This is a genomic window from Aeromonas sp. ASNIH5 (assembly GCF_002902865.1).
GTDB lineage: Bacteria > Pseudomonadota > Gammaproteobacteria > Enterobacterales > Aeromonadaceae > Aeromonas > Aeromonas caviae.
The window spans coordinates 2,671,596-2,687,944 of record NZ_CP026122.1; the positions used below are offsets into that span (position 1 = coordinate 2,671,596).

Below are 16,349 nucleotides of genomic sequence, written 5' to 3' on the forward strand. Positions count from 1 at the left end.
AGAAATGTGCCGCAGGCGTCAGGATCGGTGCTGGCTTAGTGCCGGTCAAAGACCGTTTGGGGCAGAAAGGTCGATAAGAAAGAATGAATTCGCGCTGTGTCTAGCCAGGGAGTGACTCCGTAAGCGCCGGCGAATATCAGCGTGCCGAACAGAAGATTCAGGCAGACTAGCGAATTGCTGAATTGCTGAATTGCTGAATTGCTGAATTTCAGAATTTGGGGGATTCTTTGGGCGGTGTGTATGGCGTTTTTCCGTCACCGTAGAACCGCTTACGTGTTGCCTCCGCTACCCGGTTGCAAAGCAGTTCGCCCAAAGTAGGCCGATCCGTCTTGCATTGCTGGCGCAACTTCTTGAGCTGTTCCGGGTCTGCCACCAGCTCTTCTACTGTCGGGGTTTTCTTTTCTGCACTAGTGGCTTTGTGCGGTTTATCAGATTGACCGCATGCGACTAGCATTGCAGCGACGAGCGTGATGGCGAGTCTCATGGCATCAATTCCTCCGGAAGATCGGGATTTCGGCTTTTTGTTGACCTGAGAAACTCTGGCAATTCGATGGCCTGTACTCGCTGAATGAAGCGCGCAAGCTCGTCAAACGGATCGCCTTCAAGTCTGAGTAGATAGGTCGTCAAAGGTGGTACGCGTGTCGAAAGCGGCCTCGCCACGACTCCTGGCTCTCGGGAGGCTGCAATGTGTGCAGCCCCTGTAAGTCCGAGTGCAAAACCGGCAGATACCAACGCCATCATCAGGTCGAAAGTGGTAACCCGCTCGGCAACTAGAGGCTGCATTTCAGCCCGGCTAAGTACTCGCTCAATGTGCTTGGCGTGGCCCTCGCACACTTGAGGATCAGATAGCACTAGCGGGTAGCGCAGCAGTTCATCCAATGGAATTCGCTTAAGAGCCAGCAACGGATGCCGAGCTGGCAGCGCCACCATAAGCGTGTCAGTCCACGCGGGAAGTGCGACGATTCCATCACCTACGTCGTCGGACTGTGCAAAGCCGACGTCATACAGGTCGTCGTGCAATCCTTTGATTTGTTGGGATAGTGGCACCTCAAAAAAGCGAATCTCAACCTCGGGCTCCTCCTCGCGACACAACGCCAATAGGGCTGGTAAGCACAGTAGTGTTGCGCCGTCTGACAAGGCGACGCGGAGTTGTCCATGAAAGCCATTTTTTGCTGCCTTCACGCAGTCCCGCGCCTGTTGCAAGGATGCGAACACCCGAGGTGCGTGCTCCATGAGCATCAACCCAGCTCGTGTCAAACGCGTGCTTCTCGTGTTCCGAATAAAGAGCTGTGCTCCTAACTCCTCTTCGAGTTCTTTGATCGTGCGAGACAGTGGGGACTGCTCAATATGCAGTTTCGCAGCGGCGCGAGCGAAGTGAAGTTCCTCGGCGAGCGCCATAAAACAACGTAGATGTCGAATTTCCATGCGTCCCCTACTAATCGTCGATCTATTCAGTATTTAAAACTCGCTGCCATGCTGCGTTCTTCCAACTCAAGGACTCAGGGTGAAGATTGCAGATTCACATGCTCTGGCGAACCAGAAAGCGCTTTAGCGAGAACACCCCATTGCACGGCTGCGTCGGCGCGAGCACGGACCAGAGCCGCTCGCTGGGACAAGGTGCCACGCTCCGCTTCTGCAACAACGGTCGCATCCACCTGTCCCGCCTCAAAGAGGCGTCGACTGCGGTCAAGGAGTCGATCAGCGACGACAAGACCATCGACCTGATGCTGCAGAGAAGTCCGCTGGGTCTGCCAGCCCAGATAAGCGTTCTCCACATCCTGAAGCGCAAGCAAAACCGTGCGTTCCAGGTCAGCCTGTGCGCCGCGACTGCGTGCTGAGCCCTCGTCGATTCCCGCTTGTATTGCTCCACCGTCAAAGATCGGAAGCGTCACACCCAAGCCCAGAGAGAAAATGTTCCCTGCCACACGTGTTCCGTTGTTCTCGAAGCGTTGGCGCCCACCACTCAAATCGAGCACAAGTTTGGGGAACCGCTCGCCTTCTGCTGCGTTCCATCGCGCCGTCGCCGCTGCAAGACGCGCCTGCGCGGCTCTGACGTCGGGGCGCTGCTGCAGCAATTCGCCTGGCACGCTTCTGGGAGTCCAATCGGGCATGGTGAGAGAGGCAAGCGCAGGACCGCTGCCAAGCGCCCCCGGAATCCGGCCAACGAGCACATCCAAGGCATGCGTTGCTTCGCCGCGTACGCGTCGCAACTGCTCTTGCTCCACCCGGAGGGCGATGACCTCGGAACGCGTGCGTTCAATGTCAAAGCCCGTAGCTTGACCTGCCTTGAACTTCTGCTCTGTCAGACGCTCAAGGCGCTCGGCGACTTGAAGTCGCTCTTTTGCCAGATCTTCCAGCTCTGCCGCCTGCCGCTGCTGCAGTGCAGCGGACACTGTCTCAAAGGCGATCTGCCAACGTGTCGCGAACCAGTTCTGTTCGACAGCAACTGCGTCCATCCGTGCGCCATCAGCGGCATGCGAGAGGCGGCCCGCTAGATCAACTTCCCATGAAGCCGACAGCGGAAGCCTGGCATCGCTGCTGATGGTCGGTGCCAAAGAAAAGTCGCGCGCGCGCGTTGCTTGGGGCGTGAGCGCCAAGCTAGGGAACATTGAAGCGCGTGTACGTCGGGTGATCGCCACAGCTTCATCAATCCGCGCTCTTGCAATAGCGAGATCGGTGTTGTGCTCCAGCGCGTTGCGCACCAGCGCGTCAATCAGCGGATCACCGTACGCCGTCCACCACTCGGCCGGGAGTGCTTGTGCTGGCACCTGCTGCACAGCCAGACCCGCTTCGTTCATGAATTTGGCCGGAACCTCAACGCGTGATGTCTCCACCCTGTGAGGCGAGTGGCTGCACGCGGCGAGAAGCGTGATCGATAGGAATGCAACAGCAGTAAGGCCGCGGCGGGCGTAGGGATCGGACATGTTGAGCCACTAGGTTGTGAATTGAGGAGGCCGTCTTGACGGGCATAGTTCATGGCGTGTACTATACCGTCCAGACGATTCAAAAATCAAGCATCTTTGGAGTTTCACCATGGCAACTCGTATGAAATCAAGCCCAGAGGAGTCGCATTCGGCGGACAACGGCGCTGAAGCCCCCTCCATCTCTAAGAAAGCGCAACAAACACGGGAGCGCATCCTTCAAGCTGCGCGTGACGTAGTCATGGAGGGAGGTGCCGGGCACCTAACGCTTGACGCGGTCGTTGCACGGGCAGGAATGAGCAAAGGTGCGTTCCTGTACCACTTCAAGACCAAGCGCGATCTGCTCCTCACGATGATTGATGACCAGGTCTCGGCGTTTGATGGCGGGCAGGAAGAGCGAGAGCTGCCATTCGTCGGCGATCCAGACCCTTGGCTATCCAGCCAGGTCTCGGCTATGCCTGACGGCGGGATGCAAAAGATGAGCGCTGCATTGCTGGCGGCCGTGGCTGAAGACCCCACGCTGCTTGAGCCTGTGCGCGGCTGGTACCGCAGGCAGTACGAGAACGCGAGCAAATCTCCACGCGGCACCGATATCGCCGGAATCGTTCTATTTGCCTTGGACGGAGTCTTCCTCGCCGAAATGATGGGTTTTCCGACGTTTGCTGCCGAAGACCTTTCTCGACTCATGCACACCCTCCAGGCGCTCGCCCGCGGCGAACTGGAACTCACCCCTATTGATAAACGCTGATGAAAGGCCTTCCCGTGTCTTGCGCTCCTTTTAAATCCCGGTCCTGGCAAATGCAGAAAGTCGGCCTCGCGTTTGCTCTGCTCGCATTGCTTGCCGGCTGCGGTGGTCAAAAGGAGCCTGCTTCCGATCCCCCGAGAGCGGTCAAGCTGCTTACCGTGGGTGATGTAGCTTCTGTAGCCAATCGCATTGAACTGAGTGGCCTAACTCGTTCCAGTGAGCGGAGTACCTTAGGCTTCGAGACTGGCGGGCGGATCAGTAAGCTTCATGTGGACGTGGGAGATCGCTTCTCTCGCGGACAGCTTCTGGCTGAGTTGGATGTTCAGCCCGAGCAACTCCGCCTAGAACAGGCTCGGGCGACACTCGCTGCTGCGGAAGCCGCATTGGCAGACAGAATCGTGCAGACAACGCAGCAACGGGGGCTGCTTGAGGGCAACGTAATCTCCCCGGCTGCATTCGAGAGTGTGAAAGCACAGTTGGTTGCTGCTGAAGCCCAGGTACGCAATGCAAAGGCCGCATTGGGCCTCGCCGAGCGTGCGAGACGGGGTACCGCCATTCATGCGCCATTTGACGGCGTCGTCGCGGAGAAGCTCGCTCTGCCTTTCACTGATATTGCAGCCGGAGCGCCCGTGCTTCAAGTGGATGGACTGCGCAGCGGCGTAGAAGTCCTTGCGACTGCATCGACGACCCAAGCAGTGCACATCAAAGTTGGGCAAGTCGCAGAACTGCGTCTGAGCGAGTCAGCAAGTCCCGTTCGTGCTTCGGTACAACGCATTGGCTTGCGTGCAGAAAATGGCTCACTTTTGCCTGTCGTGCTCGTTCCTCAAGATGCCACTCAGGCGCGCAGTCTTCGACCCGGGTCTGCCGTTCAAGTATTGCTGAAGGCGCCGGAAGCGAAGGATGCCTCACCAGATCGTCTGATGCTTCCCTATTCGGCACTGGTGCTCAGTGAGAAAGCGGGACAAGCCGCAGTGTTTGTGTATGACGTGACGGGGAAGAAGGTGCACCGCAGGGAAGTGCAGTTCCAGAGCGAGCCAGGCGGCGACAACGTTCGCGTCGTGGGTGGCCTGAAGCGGGGCGAGATGGTGGTCGCGGCTGGCGCGGGCTGGCTGACGAACGGACAACAAGTCACTCCACTCAAAGCCACGACTCAATTGGCCGGACGCTGACGCGCTATAGGAAGACGTCGCTATGAAGATCACAGAAATGGCGCTGCGCGCCAGCAGACTCACCTACCTTGCCGCGGTCATCATTCTTGTTGCCGGCATTGCCACGTTCCTCAATTTCCCTTCGCAGGAAGAGCCATCGGTCACGATTCGAGATGCGGTTGTCGCCGTTCTGAACCCTGGCATGCCGGCTGAACGTGTTGAGCAGTTGATCGCGCGTCCGATCGAGGAGCGCTTGCGGGAGCTGGCCGAGGTCAAGCGCGTAACCACGACCGTTCGCGCGGGCGGGGCCGTCATACAAGTCACGATCTGGGAGCGGTACACCGACCTAGCCCCCATTTGGCAGCGCGTGCGTGCAAAGGTTGCCGATGCTCAACCGATGCTCCCCCAGGGAACGTTGGGGCCGTTTGTCAACGACGACTTTGGCCGTGTTGCCGTGGCGTCCATTGCTGTGACTGCTCCAGGCTACTCCATGAGCGAGATGCGGGTTTCGCTGAAAGAGATGCGCGACCGCCTGTACGCGCTTCCTGGCGTTGATCGCATCAGCTTCTATGGTCTGCAGGAAGAGCGCGTCTATCTTGAATTTGACCGGCCCAAGCTAGCCCAGCTTGGATTGACCCCTCAAGGGGTGATCGATCAACTCGTTAAACAAAACGTCGTTCTTTCAGGCGGGCAAATCGCCATCGGTGGCATCAACGCTTCGCTGGCTGTTAGTGGAGAGGTTCGCGACGCCGCTTCGCTGCGCGCGTTGCCGATCATGATGGCGCAAGCTCAGGGTGCGCGCGGTGCTTCGCCTGCTCCTTCAATCTCACTGGGAGAGCTTGCGCGCGTGCAGGTACAACCTGCAGATCCTCCCGAGTCTGCTGCAGTCTATAAGGGCCAGCCTGCCGTAGTGATGGCAGTGTCCATGACCTCGGGCCAGAACGTGGAGCAATTCGGCGTAGCCCTCAAATCCCGTGTGGCCGAGCTTGAGAAACTTCTGCCCGCAGGTTTCGAGCTCTCCTATGTGACATTCCAGGCAGACGTCGTCAAACGTGAAATGGGCAAGATGAACCAGGTGATGATCGAAACGATTGTCATCGTGCTCGGCGTCGTCGTCCTTTTCCTGGGATGGCGCACAGGATTCATCGTCGGGATGATCGTGCCGCTTACCATTCTGGGGGCACTGATCGTGATGCGCGCGCTGAACATCGAGCTGCAAAGTGTTTCGATGGCAGCCATCATCATCGCTTTGGGGCTCTTGGTAGACAACGGCATCGTGATTGCCGAAGACATTGAACGGCGCTTGGCAGCCGGTGAAGACCGCAAACAGGCTTGTCTCGAAGCGGGTCGTACCCTCGCACTGCCGCTGCTGACGTCCTCATTGGTTATCGTCATCGCCTTCTCCCCGTTCTTCTTCGGCCAGAGTGCGACGAGTGAGTATCTGCGCTCTCTCGTCATTGTCCTCGCGCTCACGTTACTCGGATCTTGGCTGTTGTGTCTGACCGTCACTCCACTGCTGTGCTACCACTTCACCAAAGTGCATCATCAACCGGCGAATGACGCGCAAACCTACAACACACGCTTCTATCGCGGCTATCGCAAGTTGCTTGAGTGGGTGCTTGACCACAAGGCGATCTACGTTGGTGTGATGACGGGTGCATTGGCCGTAGCTCTGTACGGATTCACGACACTGCCATACGACTTCTTGCCGAAGTCCGACCGAGTTCAATTCCAAATACCGGTGCAGCTCGCCCCTGGAACGGATTCACGGCTCACTCTTGCCAAAGTGAAGGAAGTGAGCGGCTGGCTCGGTGATCAAGAAATCAACCCCGAAATCACGGATCACATTGGCTACGTCGCTGACGGTGGGCCGCGCTTCATCCTTGGGCTCAATCCCCCATTGCCAGCATCGAACATCGCGTACTTTGTCGTGACGGTCAAGGCAGGCACCAACATTGACGTCGTGATTGCCCGAACTCGGGCTTACTTCGCGCAGCATCATGGAGATGTACGCGCAGAGCCTCAGCGGTTCTCGCTAGGCACTACCGAAGCCGGCACAGCCGTCTACCGGGTCAGTGGGCCGGATCATGAGGTGCTGATGAATGCGGCGGCGAAAATTGAGTCCGCGCTACGGGAGCTGCCAGGTACGGCCAACATCAAGAACAACTGGGATACCCGTGTCGGCCGTCTCGATGTTCGGGTCGATCAAGATCGTGCGCGACGTGCTGGCGTCACCACCGACGACATAGCTGCCTGGCTTGGCACCCGCTACATCGGCCAGTCGATCTCTGTGATCCGAGATGGCGATACCAGCGTGCCAATCGTGATGCGCGGGACGTCCAATGATCGGCGCAGCACTGCGGACGTTGGTTCGACGACCATCTATCCAGCGTCGGGTGGCCAGCCGGTTTCCCTGGCGCAAGTGGCCGATGTCACGCTCGCTAGCGAGCCGTCTGTGATCCAGCGCCGCAATCTCATTCGTACAGTCACAGTTCAGGGGCAGAACACCGCATACACCGCGCAAGAGATCGTGGATCACCTCGCACCTCGGATCGCCGCAATTGAACTACCTGCAGGCTATGCCATAGAGCTTGGTGGAGAAATTGAGGAATCGGCTGAATCGAATGCATCGCTCACGCACTACATGCCGTTCGCTCTTCTGGCGATGTTGCTGCTATTCATCTGGCAGTTCAACTCCTTCCGCAAGCTGATCGTGATTCTCGCAACGATTCCCTTCACGTTGATTGGGGTCGTGATTGCACTGAAGGCAACAGGCACTCCTTTCAGCTTCATGGCGACATTCGGGGTGCTTGCGCTGTTCGGAATCATCGTCAACAACGCCGTTCTTCTGCTCGAACAAATTGAACACGGCCTCTCGGAAGGTCTCGCCCGACATGAAGCCCTGGTGGGAGCTGCGATGCAGCGGCTGCGTCCAATCGTGATGACCAAGGTGACCTGTATCGCGGGTCTCGTGCCCCTGATGTTGTTTGCGGGGCCGCTGTGGAAGGGCATGGCCATCGGCATGATCGGTGGTCTCGCACTTGGCACGCTCGTGACGCTTGGCCTGATTCCGTTGCTCTACGAGGTGCTGTTCGGAATGAAGTGGCCGGGCAGCAAACGGAGTCACGAGGCGGTACAACAACCAGTGCAACCGGTCTGATCCCTCAGCGTAACTGTCCACACGCTTCCCCCGATCTCTCTCGTGGCCGGAGAGATCGGGGAGACAGATTCTCGCCATCAGAGAGTTTAAGAAGAAATCAGAAGCAGAGCGAATTGACCGCCTACTGCCTATTCTTTGATGCTTTGATGCTTTGATAATCAATTTTCACTGAATAGATTTGGAGAAATATATGAACCCGTTGTCATGGAATCCATGGTTGGTTCTACTGATTGCCGGCCTGTTCGAAATCGGTTGGCCACTAGGCCTCAAGATGGGTGCGGCCAATGCAGCGATGCGCTACGTGGGGCCGGCGATTGCAGTTGCCTGTATGGCAGCCAGCGGCTTTTTCCTATGGTTATCTCTTAAACAGATCCCCATAGGAACAGCTTATGCGGTCTGGACCGGCATCGGTTCGCTGGGCGCGTTTTTCGTGGGCGTGTATGTGTTCGGCGATACCGCCTCCTTGATACGTTGGGTTGGAATTGCGCTGGTTGTTGCTGGCATCGTCTGTTTGAAAATGGGATAAATGAAAATATATATGAAACGCCCTATTTCATTAATCCATTTTGTGCTGCTGGCAGGCCTCACGGCAACCTTATCTGGCTGTGCTTCAAACGGAATGACTCGATCAGGGTTTCTTGGTGATTACGATGTATTGGGAAAAACGAAGTACGAAAATGTTCTGCTCTTCAAGGCGCCAGGCTTTGAACCCAGTCGTTACCGGGAAATATTAGTCGAGGATGCTCAGGTAGTGACGGCAACTGGACGCATAGGTGGGCTTGAAGCTGAGCAAGTGCGAGAGCTTCTCGATCACGTCAACAGTGAACTGCGACATCTCCAAACTAAGTCCGAAGCTCCCGCATCGTCAGGCCGCATACGTGTGCGTGTGGCAATTACGACCATTGAGACGCCCAATAGAGCAGTCAACACCCTAACGACGTTGCTTGTTGGACCAGTGACAACTGGGGGAGCTAGTTTGGAGTTTGAGGCAGTAGATGAACAAACAGATCGTCGGGTGGCTGCTGCTAGCTGCTTCGAGCACGGCAACGCTCTCGCGGATTTCAAAGGCTCCTACACACTGCTCGGGCATGCAAAGTCTGCAATCACCACCTGCCTTGAACGGATCAATAGCGCTTGGAGAAGTGCTGGCTCGTGAATAGCTGCTATTCCATAACTTCGCGCGGATCGCGAGGAGCCTCATCAAGGGGATTCGTAGGGTGCCGTTCTTGTAACGTCTGCAGCATTCTGGAGTGGCTCTGCTTCGTCGCAAAATTGCCGGCGTTTCTCGTTCTTGTCTATTCGAAACGCTGCGTGGTGCTGCTTGCAGAGGTAAAGCGCCTGGAGGTGTGTAAATTCACACGATGGAGTTTGGCCGGTGTGCTGGCAACGGTAGTTCTGACAGGGTGTTCCACTTACCGTCCTTGGATCAACCCGACACTTTCCGACGCCGCCTTAATGTCTCTCGCCGAGAACGACCAACGCATCAGGCCGTCGGAGGTCAACCAACCGGTGGTTGTAGCGGTGACACTGTCAGGCGGGGGCGCTCGGGCGGCGGCCTTCGGCCTGGGCGTGCTGCGCGAACTCAAGGCCACACGCTTCGCGCTAGAGGGCCAGGAGACCACTCTGTTGGATCAGGTGTTCCTGGTCAGCGGAGTGTCGGGGGGCAGCATCCTTGCCGCGCACTTCGCGGCCTTCGGCGATGCCACGCTGACTCGTTTCGAGCCGGATTTTCTGCTTGTGCCTTTTGAGGGGCGACTCATACGTGAAGCTCTGTGGCCTGAGCGTCTTTATAGACTAACTTCACCTTGGTTTGGGCGCAGCCAGATCCTGGCTCAACGCTTGGACGAACTTTTTGAAGGCCGCACCTTTGGTGACGTGCGCCGACGACCGGGCGCGCCCGAACTGATGATCACGGCAACCGACCTCACGACCGGTGCCCCTTTCGATTTCACCACCGAGCAATTCCGGCTAATCTGTTCCGACCTCGATGCAACGCCGCTGTCTTTCGCGGTGGCGGCCTCGTCGGCAGTACCGCTGGTGCTGTCGCCCGTAACGGTGCGAAACAACGCCAATACCTGTCCGCCGCCTCTCCGATCTTTGCCTGTCAGAGGGCAAAATTACAGATCACGCATCCTGCAAAGCGGCATAGACAGCTACCTCAATGCGCACGATCGGCCCTATATCCACCTCGTGGACGGTGGTGTCTCCGACAACCTCGGCGTACGTCTGATGCTAGACCGGCTAGTAGCTTCGGGCTCAATGAGCGCCAATTTCTCGGAGGTCAAGCCCGGAAGCTTGCGCCGACTCGTGTTGGTGACGGTGAACTCCGAACGAGGACTGAGCGAGAGAGTGGACAGTAGCGACCGAGTTCCCAGCACGACGCAAGTACTTGAGTCGCTGATCTTCGGTGCCGGCGCTCGCGAGACCCAGGTGACGCTGGCCATGCTTAACGACGACCTGCAACACTGGCGTTCCGAGATTGTCCGCACCCGTGGCCAAGCGGACAGCCCCTTTGCGGCCGACGCAGAAATCTACGTAGTAAGCGTAAGTCTGAACGACGTGCCGGACGACAAGATCCGGCATTCGCTGCTGCGCGTGCCCACAGCCTTCACGATCGAGGCTACGGATGTCTTGGACCTGCAAACTGCGGGAGGCGAAGCACTGAGGCAATCCAAGGAGTTTATGGCATTGATTGAATCTCTAAGAAGAATCACAGCAGCCAAGCAGACTGCGCCTGGTACTCAGCTTCCCTTGATATCTAACTGATACCGATACTGGGCTTTCGTCCAAGTTCCCAAGAGGCACTTCCGCCGATAACCTTTGCGGCAAGCTGTTGTCCCAGTCGCGGCTCAATTACCGGCCGCCACGGCACAAGGCTGAACCCCATGCCGTCATCGAGCATCGCGTAGCGCCCGCTGGCGAGCATAATGGAACGCCGGTAGATACCGGCTACGCGCTGCCCGTCGGCCACCGGGCGATGCTCTAGGCCGGTTTCCGCCGCAATGTCTTTCGCGGCCTGCACTAGTTCCCGATTGCGTAGCGTGCCCAGCAGGTTGCGCGCGAGGATGACGCGCTGCCCGCGGCGCTGTGCCAGCCCCTGTTCTTCGAGGAAATCGGCTCGCTGCTGTATGGCCTGCTTGGTATCACCGCCAAAGCCCAAGTTGCCCAGCCCACGGCCACCGCCGATCAGTTGCTGGTCAAGCCAAGTCGCGCCGATGACGCGGGCCTGCCGTTCAATAGGAAGGTGTGATTTCAGCTCTACGGCTACATCGCCCAGCCGTTGCGCGTCGTATTGGCGGCCACGCTCGGCCAGGTCGTCCGGTACCTTCCATAGCCCTTCGGCCACGCGCTCCACGATGCAAGCCCGGCGCAGGGCTTCCAGCCGCCGGACATGAGCGGCGACGACTTCCTGCGGGTCGCGTCCGGGCGTAGCCCGGCCCTGCTCGATTACCAGGTGATGATCGGTGCGGTACAGGCCATCGCTCGCCAGCGAGGCGATGTTCTTGTCGGCCGTGCGCACCTCAGTCGAACCCTTCACCTCTACCACAGCGCCCGTGGGATAGTTCGCCAGTTCGTCGCGGGCGTTCAGTGCAACGTAGTGGGCCTTACCGTCCGTGCCGTCGATGATCAGATAGCCTCGGTCGTGCAACTCATCGGCAAGCCCCTTCGCGGCCACGCGGCCGATGAGGCTGCGACCATCGTCGCCCGGCTCGAACACCGCCAGCTCACGCGGCTGGCCGCTCATGGCCCGCTGCATCGTTCGGATGATGTCGCCACGCTCACCCAGGGCACGCAAGGTCTTCTCGGCATCGGCATGAATGGCCCAGGTGCCGGGCTGCACCTCGTCGGCTAGGCCCAGGCGCTGCAAGCGTTGCAGGCGGCCGATCAGCAGCAGGCGCTGGCGTTGCAACCTCGGCTCGTTGAGCCGTTCGACATGCACCCGGCCATCCTCGCCGGTCTCGCGCTGCAAGGTGCGATCCAGGCTCGTCCACCGCTCCTGTTCCACCTCGCGCCTCAAGGTCTGCTGAATCTCCAGTTCGGTGCGCGGCCCCAGCCACTCGGTCGCCAGCTCGGCGGCGCGATGGCGGAAGCCGTGGGCGATGTAGTCACCCGCGATGATGAGGTCTTTGCCGGTGTCGTCGCGCCCGCGCACGATCAGGTGGGCGTGCGGGTTGTCCGTGTTCCAGTGGTTGACGGCCACCCAATCGAGGCCCGTGCCCAGGTCGGCCTCCATGCGGCCCATGAGATGCCGCGTGTAGGTGCGCAGGTCTTCCAGCTCCGCGCCGTCCTCGGGCGAGAGGATAAAGCGGAAATGGTGCCGGTCGTCGGCGCAGCGTTCCTTGAAGGCGTCCAGATCGGCTTCGTCGGCCTGTGGCCCGTAGCCCCGGCCCGGTTCGCCATCGCGACCCGCGCCGTCGCGCTCGATGTAGCGCAGGTGCTTGGCGAGCGATTGCGGGCTGGCCCGCTGGTGATTGACCAGCAAGGTCTTGATGGTCACGCGCCGCGACATGGGCATTAGCTTCGCCCCGGCGAAGCGCGCCGCCGTGTGGCCACGTCCGAGCCGAGAGCCGGGCCGCTGGCCGGTGCCAGCCGCGCCAGGACGGCGTACTGCCGACTTGCCGCTGCTGGCTTTGCCGGCCTGCTTGAGCACCTTGGAAACGAAGCTCTGCCCCTGGCCCTTGCCCCGGTTCTTCGGGGCGCTGGGGCGCACGCGAAAGTCGTCGTCGCGGCTGTCGGTCATGGCTGCGCTCCCCGCAAGCTTGGGCGTGTCCTGTCGTGCGAAGCACGCGGACATGCCAGCATTGGCGCGACCCTCGCGCCAAACGCGGCACGGTGGCGAAGCCGCTCCGTGCCGCGTTCCCCCCATGTGCTGACTGGCTTTCGACGCGGCCAGGTGCCGCGTCCTTTTGTCTTGCCTTCCGCCTTTGCCCTTCGCTGTCGCTCCGGGCCTTGTCGGCCCGGCGGCGTTGCTGCACCAGCAGCCAGCCCGCCGGCGAACGCGACGATGGCCACAGGCCGGGCACGTTCGAGGCAAGACGCCTGCACGCTGGACGGCTGCGCCGGATACAGCGCGAAGTGCGACGCGGATGCGCTCGCACTGCACGCGCGACGACACGGCAACAGCAGCGAGAGCGGCATGCCCGATGGCACGCCGGAGCGCAGCGAATTCGCGGCCATCATGGGCGCGACTCCAGCCAGACCGGATGCGCGACGCCGATCACGGCGGATGCGCTGACCGGGCCGAAATAGCGGCTGTCGAACGAGGCCGGATTGGTCACACTGAGCAGAAACAGTTCGCCCGCCTCAAGGTGACGGCAAAGCTGCAAGGATGGCAACGGTCGGCCCAGCCTGTCGGCAGGCAGCGCGGCGGCCGCAGGTGCGCCGTCGATGCGAACCTGACCGGCGACAATGCAGACGTGTTGCGGCGTGACCGCGCCCACACGTTTGAGCAGCGGAACGTGTACGGGCAGGTAGCCGCGCTGCGCAGCGAGCGCGGCAACATCTGGCGGCAATGTGGTCAGGATGACGCTGCCCACAAATAAGGGACGTGGCAGCGAGTCGGCGCCATGGCGCTGCGGATCGACGCGATACCAGCCGACCGGAACGCTGTCGGACGGGTTGTAGATCAGGCGCGGCAACGGCTGCATGAAAGCCGCCCAGGCCAGCGCAGCGAGGCCGACGGCGGCGAAGCCCGCCAGCACGAGGCGAGCGCGCAGGCGCGAGCGAGGAAGCGGCGCGGCTTTGGGTGTGCGTGCGGCGGTGGGATGGGCCGTCATGGCAGCGCCCTCCCGGCCAGCCAGGCGGCGTGCCGCTCGGCGGTGTATTCGGGCAGCGGCAGGCGGGCCGCCAGACGGTTGCCCAGCGTGCGCCAGTACGCGGGCGACACGTCAATGGCAGCGATGCCCAGCGCCTCAATGCCGTCGATGCGTTCCAGCACGGCGCGCACATTGGCGTCACCTTCGGCATGCAGCAGCAGGCACGCGCCTGGCTGCACGCCGGGGATGCGCTGCACAGCATCAAGCGGTGTAGCAGCCTGCATCACCATGAGCTGCCAATGAATCGTGCCGTAGTCGTTGGCCTGCCAACGAACGCGGCAGAGCATTGCACCCGGCATGAACATGGCGCAGCGCAGCCAGCGGTCGAGCTGAAGCGTGCGCGCCGGTTCGCCGAAGCGCAGGTAGAGCTTGAAGCGCGGTTCGATGTAAGCCAGCGCGACGCGCGTCAGCGGCGCGCTACTCGGCTGGCTGCAAGGTGCAGCGTGCGCAGCCGTGACCGCGATGGCGGCAGGTGCGGCAGCAGACAATACGGATGTGGTCATGGCGTGTTCTCCCTGCGGTGTTCTGGAAACTCGCGCTCCAGCAAACCGCGCAGCAAGTCGGCCACGGTCACGCCTTGCGTGAAGGCCGACACCTTGATGCGTGCCCGCATGGCAGGCGTGATGTCGAGGGTCAGGCGAGCGGTGTAGAGGTCGCCCTTGTTGAGCGCATCCGCGTCGCCCTGGCGAATCCAAGCCTCGGCGTGCGGATTGGCGGGCGGACGCGCGCCGATGCCGACCCGCTTGGCCGGGCGTTTGCTGTTGGGTGGGTTGCTGTTGTCGCTCATGACGGCCACCGCAGCAGCTCATCGACCAGCGCGGTGATTTCCTGCGCCGCCGCACTATCGGGGGCTGTCTCCCGCGCCAATCGACCGGCAGCCACGCTGTCGGCGAAGACGATGCGCTGGCGCACCTCGCTGCGCAGCGCTGGCAACGGCTGTTCCGCCAAGGCTTGTCGCGCTTCGCGCCCGATCACCGTGGTGCTGACGCGCCGGTTGATGACGAAGGCCGCGCGTAGCGCAGGCCGGAACACCTGAGCCTCACGAATCAGCGCCACCATCTCGGCGCTGGCCCACAGGTCGTAGGGGCTGGGTTGTACCGGGATCAGCACCCGTTCGGCCGCCAGCAGCGCAGAACGCGCCAAGGCGGCGATCCTGGGTGGCCCGTCGATGATGACGTGATCGGCCCGCCTGGCGAGTTCTGGGGCTTCCTGGTGCAGTGTCTCGCGTGCCAGGCCCACGGCGCTGAACAGCCGTGGCAAGCCTTGCTGGCTTCTGCGCTGCGTCCAGTCGAGCGAGGAACCCTGCGGGTCGGCATCCAGCAGGACGACGTGCAGGCCGCGCAGCGCCAGTTCGCCAGCGATGTGCGTGGCGAGCGTGGTCTTGCCGACGCCGCCTTTCTGATTGAGCAAGGCGACAATCATGGTGCGGCCCTCCAGCTTGGAAGACCGGCCTGTTTCTGCCGTGCCGAACGGGGTGGTTTTTGGAGTTTTTGCTGGCTGGTTTTTCGGCCTGCGGCAGTTGTCCACCGCAATGCTGTTTCTCTATCAATAGTTAGAGAATTTAAGTTAGTAATGTTAGAGGGATCGCAAACCCGCGCCGTTACTGACTTTCCGGCGTTTTCGTACTCCTGATAGCACGATAGACGTACTCCTGATAGCACGACACCTCTTACTCCTGATAGCACGACCCCATCCACAGCTTGTCCCGCTGTTATCCCCGTGCCGTCTGCGGCACGGGCCGGAAGGTCAGCAATTCCATGTCGTCCTCGGGAATCCGCACGATGCCCAGCTCGTACCCCGGCAGCGATTGCCGGGCGACCAACGCCCGCAGGTCGTAGGCGAAATCCGAAAACCGCGTGCTGCTGCCCGACTTGCGGTGCAGATGCCGGAAGTCGAACTGCCAGCCGTATTCCTGCCGGCCGCCATGTTTGCGCACCAAGCGGTACAGCCAGCGCTCGATGCCACCCGTGAGTCGGAAGTACGTCGGGTCGATGGTCAGCACCAAGGCGGCGTCCAGCACGCCCGCATAGAACCAGTCCGGCAGGATCAGCTCTATGCCCAGCGGTGTGCCGTTGGCATCGGCCAGCTCTTTCCACTCGTTGATCCACGAAAAGCGGTGCAAGCGCCTTCCCGTGGTTTCGCGAATGGACGTGGCCACCGTGGTCGATTGCAGCCGGTCGAGCGCGGCCTTGAGGCGCTGGTAGTCGCGCAGCGACTTGCCGCGCCCGATGAAGCGCAGGATCTCGTAGGGCGTGGCCTGCATCCGCCGGGACGGCTGGATGCCCGCGTCCTTGGCTTCGACGATCTGGCTGGCCGCCCAGATCAGGATGTCGGCATCCCAGATGGTGGCGATGCCATGCTCCTGCGTGCCTTCCACGCGGATGGTGATGTTGCCGCTGCGGAAGTCGATAGGTGCGGTGCGCCGCGACTTCGCCAGCGAGAAAAACGGATAGGCCATCAAGTCCTGAGCATCGCGCGGTGCCATGTCCTCGCCCGGCAGTGCGCGGAACAGGTCGAGCTGTTCGCGCTGCTGCAAGGCGTGCCCTGGTGGGCGGGACA

15 protein-coding genes are annotated in these 16,349 nt (G+C 60.7%); 6 read left to right on the forward strand and 9 right to left on the reverse strand.

The genetic code is table 11. From position 1 onward, the window contains the following. Positions 1–208: 208 nt before the first annotated feature. The 3 genes from C2U30_RS12395 to C2U30_RS12405 form a co-directional block, all read right to left on the reverse strand. Positions 209–484 (reverse strand): EexN family lipoprotein, encoded by a 276-nt coding sequence (locus C2U30_RS12395; RefSeq protein WP_004883082.1) that lies wholly within the window; start codon positions 482–484, stop codon positions 209–211. Further along, positions 481–1,425, reverse strand: coding sequence for a LysR family transcriptional regulator (locus tag C2U30_RS12400; protein WP_004883081.1), 945 nt, complete (start codon positions 1,423–1,425; stop codon positions 481–483). Before C2U30_RS12400 ends, C2U30_RS12395 begins: the two co-directional genes overlap by 4 nt. Positions 1,426–1,499: 74 nt before the next feature. Further along, positions 1,500–2,924 (reverse strand): efflux transporter outer membrane subunit, encoded by a 1,425-nt coding sequence (locus tag C2U30_RS12405; protein WP_028699135.1) that lies wholly within the window; start codon positions 2,922–2,924, stop codon positions 1,500–1,502. 109 nt (positions 2,925–3,033) lie between these two features. Between C2U30_RS12405 and C2U30_RS12410 the strand changes: the two genes are divergently transcribed. From C2U30_RS12410 to C2U30_RS12435, 6 genes are all read left to right on the forward strand, one after another. After that, the gene (locus tag C2U30_RS12410; RefSeq protein ID WP_022652140.1) at positions 3,034–3,669 is read left to right on the forward strand and encodes a TetR/AcrR family transcriptional regulator; all 636 of its coding nucleotides are present in this window, start codon (positions 3,034–3,036) and stop codon (positions 3,667–3,669) included. Then, on the forward strand, positions 3,669–4,835 hold the full coding sequence (locus C2U30_RS12415) for an efflux RND transporter periplasmic adaptor subunit (RefSeq protein ID WP_103243852.1): 1,167 nt from the start codon (positions 3,669–3,671) through the stop codon (positions 4,833–4,835). The genes C2U30_RS12410 and C2U30_RS12415 overlap by 1 nt, the downstream gene beginning before the upstream one ends. Positions 4,836–4,857: 22 nt before the next feature. Beyond that, complete coding sequence (locus tag C2U30_RS12420) at positions 4,858–7,974, forward strand: efflux RND transporter permease subunit (protein WP_103243853.1); 3,117 nt, start codon at positions 4,858–4,860, stop codon at positions 7,972–7,974. Positions 7,975–8,164: 190 nt separating this feature from the next. Beyond that, positions 8,165–8,500: a DMT family transporter gene (locus tag C2U30_RS12425; protein ID WP_004883073.1), complete on the forward strand. Its 336-nt coding sequence runs from the start codon at positions 8,165–8,167 to the stop codon at positions 8,498–8,500. Positions 8,501–8,512: 12 nt separating this feature from the next. Then, positions 8,513–9,130, forward strand: coding sequence for a DUF3313 family protein (locus C2U30_RS12430; RefSeq protein WP_004883071.1), 618 nt, complete (start codon positions 8,513–8,515; stop codon positions 9,128–9,130). Positions 9,131–9,285: 155 nt separating this feature from the next. Further along, the gene (locus C2U30_RS12435) at positions 9,286–10,740 is read left to right on the forward strand and encodes a patatin-like phospholipase family protein (protein ID WP_196636953.1); all 1,455 of its coding nucleotides are present in this window, start codon (positions 9,286–9,288) and stop codon (positions 10,738–10,740) included. Here the strand turns inward: C2U30_RS12435 and C2U30_RS12440 are convergent. From C2U30_RS12440 to C2U30_RS12475, 6 genes are all read right to left on the reverse strand, one after another. Continuing rightward, positions 10,733–12,715 (reverse strand): relaxase/mobilization nuclease domain-containing protein, encoded by a 1,983-nt coding sequence (locus C2U30_RS12440; protein ID WP_103243854.1) that lies wholly within the window; start codon positions 12,713–12,715, stop codon positions 10,733–10,735. The two genes, C2U30_RS12435 and C2U30_RS12440, sit on opposite strands and share 8 nt — an antisense overlap. A 436-nt stretch (positions 12,716–13,151) precedes the next feature. Then, entirely contained in the window at positions 13,152–13,751 is a 600-nt protein-coding gene (locus C2U30_RS12450; protein WP_046602331.1) for a S26 family signal peptidase, read from the reverse strand. After that, on the reverse strand, positions 13,748–14,293 hold the full coding sequence (locus tag C2U30_RS12455) for a DUF2840 domain-containing protein (protein WP_046602332.1): 546 nt from the start codon (positions 14,291–14,293) through the stop codon (positions 13,748–13,750). The genes C2U30_RS12450 and C2U30_RS12455 overlap by 4 nt, the downstream gene beginning before the upstream one ends. Next, the gene (locus C2U30_RS12460) at positions 14,290–14,577 is read right to left on the reverse strand and encodes a hypothetical protein (RefSeq protein ID WP_028968586.1); all 288 of its coding nucleotides are present in this window, start codon (positions 14,575–14,577) and stop codon (positions 14,290–14,292) included. The genes C2U30_RS12455 and C2U30_RS12460 overlap by 4 nt, the downstream gene beginning before the upstream one ends. Beyond that, complete coding sequence (gene parA / locus C2U30_RS12465; protein ID WP_023081401.1) at positions 14,574–15,212, reverse strand: ParA family partition ATPase; 639 nt, start codon at positions 15,210–15,212, stop codon at positions 14,574–14,576. Before parA ends, C2U30_RS12460 begins: the two co-directional genes overlap by 4 nt. 289 nt (positions 15,213–15,501) lie before the next feature. Continuing rightward, on the reverse strand, positions 15,502–16,326 hold the full coding sequence (locus tag C2U30_RS12475; protein ID WP_431355952.1) for a replication initiator protein A: 825 nt from the start codon (positions 16,324–16,326) through the stop codon (positions 15,502–15,504). Between the last annotated feature and the right edge of the window lie 23 nt (positions 16,327–16,349).